We start from the raw sequence: 3715 nt of genomic DNA on the forward strand, positions 1-3715 counted from the left end.
GACTTCACACCTTTCGAGGAGATTTTGAGGGTCATCAGCCGGCCCTTCGATGAGCAGCCGGACATGGAACGCTATGCTGACCCGCCACGCCCGGATGAACGCGTCCTACAGACATTCTGCGGCACATGAGACATTGAATGATGGCCGGTTAACATGTGCAAATGCGGAAGACCCTTCGCAAGCTACCGTCGTGAGTAGTCGGAAGCGTCTGATCTATGACGATTATGGACTCACGGAAGCTTGTCGATCACCCGTGCCGATGCTTCCACCGTTGCAGCTAGGACTACCTGAGCGTCGGGCGGCTGGTGCTGGGAGACAGATCTTGAGCGTCAAGGCTCCGCAATAAATTGGTCGCGTTCAATTTCACTGCAATCAGAGAACGCTCTCCGGAACCAGTTGCCCTGCATCGAGTTGCTATTCCGCCTCGCTTTTGAGCGCGAACGGGAGAACACAGGATGGCACCCACTAAGAAGGCATCACCGAAGGGCCTGAACGAACTTTTCCACGACACGTTGAAGGACATCTATTTCGCCGAAAAGAAGATCGTTGCGACGCTGCCGAAAATGGCAAAGGCCGCTCAAAGCCCAGATTTGAAGGCGGCGTTCGAAAAGCACCGCGAGGAAACGAAAGAACACGTTGCCCGGCTCGAACAGGTTTTCGAAGTGATCGGCAAGAAGCCGCAGGGAAAGACGTGTGCGGCTATTGTGGGCATCACCGATGAAGGTGCCGAGATCATGGAGGAATATAAGGGCACACCTGCCCTGGACGCTGGCTGCTGGCTGCGGCCCAGGCTGTGGAGCACTACGAAATCTCACGCTATGGCACACTGAAGACCTAGGCCTCCCAACTGGGGCTGGATGAAGCTGTTTCGCTCCTCAATTTAACCCTTGGAGAGGAAAAGGCGACCGACGAGGCGCTGACACAACTCGCTGAACCGGCTGTCAACATGGCTGCCGAAAACGTGTAGTAGCCCCACCAGGCGAAGACTGGCCCGTCGCTACGCGAATCTCACGGGAGGTATCAATGGGATATCTAGGTACGCTCGTTTCAAGACTACTCGGCAAGAAGCCCGGCCCCGCTGGCAACGGCGATATGCGCAAGTCGACTGGCGCGGGTCCTGCAATAGCAGCGCATTCGAAAGACGCGAAGACAACGGCGCCGACCGGCCAGAACCGATCGGCGGCAGCAAAAGAAAAATGACCGACGCCGTAGGAGCGTAGTCACTGGACAGCCAACAATGCGCCCATTTCCGGTCAACCCTTTGAAGCAGGCGGTTCGGTCCTGTCCAGACTGCTCCGTCAGGTCGACTTGCAAGGCCTGCAACCAGTAAAATAACAGTGTCATCAGTACAAACATCGACAAACGGTCTAAATGGTTGATGGAACGTATGTTATATTTCCTTCCTCTCTAATTCGACCGATGCGCAATATTATGCCCTACAGAAGACCCACTGAATGAATTACGCAGGTCCAAAGGATCGTAATTAAACCTCTAATAGGCCATTCCAGATTTCGAATGCAGTTCAACTCGGGAAAGAGGGTGGCAAAACCCAATCCCGGAGGCGTCTGGACCTTTAGACCAATGCCATCGGTAGGTAGCGGATGATGATCTCGTCCTGCCGGAAACGGCGCTCCAACTCCGCTCGGCGCCTTCGCCAATCGGGCAGATCGACTTCTTCCGTCATCACCTCGAAGATGACAATCTCGTCCATGTCGGACTCTTTTCCCTCCCTCCAAACCCCTTCCGCGGGCGTCCGAAAATACGCGGTGACACCTTTGAACGTATTGGCGAGTTCGTCCTTCACACGATCGAAGTCTTCCTTGGCGAAGGGCTCACCCGCGTTGTCGGAACGAGGAAGCAGGATCTGGACAAGGTGCATGCGGCCGCCTCCAAGCCCTTCCAACGGCGGCGACCGGCATCATGTTCCATCGGCTGACGCTGCGGGCAAAGGCGTAAACGTGAACCAGGCTGACGGGAAGTTCCTGCTTCCGTGACTGCAGATGGAAATCCTGGCCTTGCCTGAAAGTGTGCCACGACAGCCAGTCCGTGACACCGCCGCAGTTGGCGGCGTGTGGTTGGATGTAGGCGAGCCTCGACCAAGCAAAGGGGCGTGCCCGACTCCTCGATGACAGGCAGGTTTTCTCCCATTGCCAAGGGCCGACAGGTTGCCTTGGCAATGCTGGCGCAACGTTCATAGGTGCCGGCACAATGGGCAGGGATCAGTCAGCCCGTCAACTGCCTGTTTTGGCTACGTTTATTCCTTCTCGCCGGGTGTCGTTTGCATCACAATACACGTATGACAGTAGGTACCACGATCTCGGCCGCGGATATTGCGCCGGCGACACGGACAGACGGCAACCTTGCATCGGCGCACGCGGCTGCGCAATTTTTTGCAAAAGCAGGAACATAGCTGCATCGCCCAAGTTAAATAGCGACGGCATTGGACCACGGACTCATTTTCGCATTTTCCAGGCTGCCAGAATGCTCCGGGGTTCTTTGATGCTCGAACGAATGGGCAGGACAATGTATCGCTGTCGGCGTTTGCTATCAGCCTTTGGTCTGGTGTTGTTGACGAGTGGCCTGTTCCCACAGGGCCAAGCCATGGCACAGGCGCCCTGCCCGGCCGACCACGATAAGCTGCTCGCCGCACTCAAGGCCAATGTGAAAGCAAGCGGCGGACCTGCCAACGGTGGCTTTGAGACCAACGAATGGGCCGCTGTCGTTGCTCGCGACGGCGCGGTGTGCGCGATCGCTTTCAGCGGTCCCACCGCCGATTCGCAATGGCCAGGCAGTCGCCTCGTCGCGGCGGAGAAGGCTAATACAGCCAATGGGCTCAGCCTGGCGCAAATGGCCCTATCGACGGCCAATCTCTACGCGGGGACGCAGCCGGGCGGGCCGCTTTTCGGCTTGCAGGAGACCAACCCGGTCAACCAGGCCGCAGCCTATGCGGGCGATCCCAAAACGTTTGGAAGTGCCAGCGATCCTCTCGTCGGCAAGCCAATCGGAGGCGTCGTCGTGTTTGGCGGCGGGCTTGCCCTCTATGACGGCAAGAGCATCGTCGGAGGCCTCGGGGTCTCAGGAGATTCCTCATGCGCCGATCACAATGTCGCCTGGCGTGTTCGCGCGGCGCTTGCCCTCGACAAGGTTCCCGCCGGGGTCAATCCCAATCGCAAGGACGCCATCGTCTACGATGTCGATCCCGGCGGCAAAAGCGCCTCGGGCTGGGGCCATCCGCTTTGTGCCGGCACCGAGGCTGACATCGCGGCGGAGCTCGGCGCCGGCGTGGGAGGCTCGATCCACAAATGAAAGGCATGCTGCACCCGGCACCAGCGCGCGTTGACGCAGGACACGGCGCCCGCGCATTGGCGACCGAGAATTCCTTTCGCACGGGCATACTCTCGGTGATGCTGCTGGCATGCGGCCTGTTTCTGAGCGGTGCCTCGGAGCCCGCATCGGCGGCGGCTATCGCGCCGCCCGCCGCCGCGGCGCCACCCGATGACGGGCAATGGACAATGCCGGCCAAGAACTACGCGTCGACCCGCTTCAGCGAACTCAGCGAGATCAACGAAGGCAACGTCAAGAACCTGCAGGTCGCCTTCACCTTCTCGACCGGCGTAAACAAGGGCCAGGAAGCAGCGCCGCTGGTCGTCGGCAACAACATGTACATCGTCACGCCCTTTCCCAACATCGTCTACGCGCTCGACCTTTCCAGGCC

Annotated in this window: 2 protein-coding genes and 2 pseudogenes; 3 read left to right on the plus strand and 1 reads right to left on the minus strand. The window is 58.8% G+C overall.

Annotated features, from left to right (window positions below; translation table 11 throughout):
• The first annotated feature begins 455 nt into the window (after nt 1-455).
• A pseudogene (locus tag EN943_RS35900) lies at nt 456-967 on the plus strand (ferritin-like domain-containing protein).
• A gap of 606 nt (nt 968-1573) precedes the next feature.
• Here the strand turns inward: EN943_RS35900 and EN943_RS35905 are convergent.
• The gene (locus tag EN943_RS35905) at nt 1574-1879 is read right to left on the minus strand and encodes a hypothetical protein (protein WP_024504611.1); all 306 of its coding nucleotides are present in this window, start codon (nt 1877-1879) and stop codon (nt 1574-1576) included.
• A 722-nt stretch (nt 1880-2601) separates the two neighbouring features.
• On the opposite strand from EN943_RS35905, the gene EN943_RS35910 reads away from it, so the two are divergent.
• Nucleotides 2602-3306 (plus strand): heme-binding protein, encoded by a 705-nt coding sequence (locus tag EN943_RS35910; protein ID WP_127416484.1) that lies wholly within the window; start codon nt 2602-2604, stop codon nt 3304-3306.
• Nucleotides 3303-3715, plus strand: a pseudogene (locus tag EN943_RS35915) (PQQ-dependent dehydrogenase, methanol/ethanol family); the annotation flags it as partial. The gene EN943_RS35910 and the pseudogene EN943_RS35915, both read left to right, overlap by 4 nt.

Source organism: Mesorhizobium sp. M7A.F.Ca.US.006.01.1.1 (assembly GCF_003997935.1).
Lineage (GTDB): Bacteria > Pseudomonadota > Alphaproteobacteria > Rhizobiales > Rhizobiaceae > Mesorhizobium.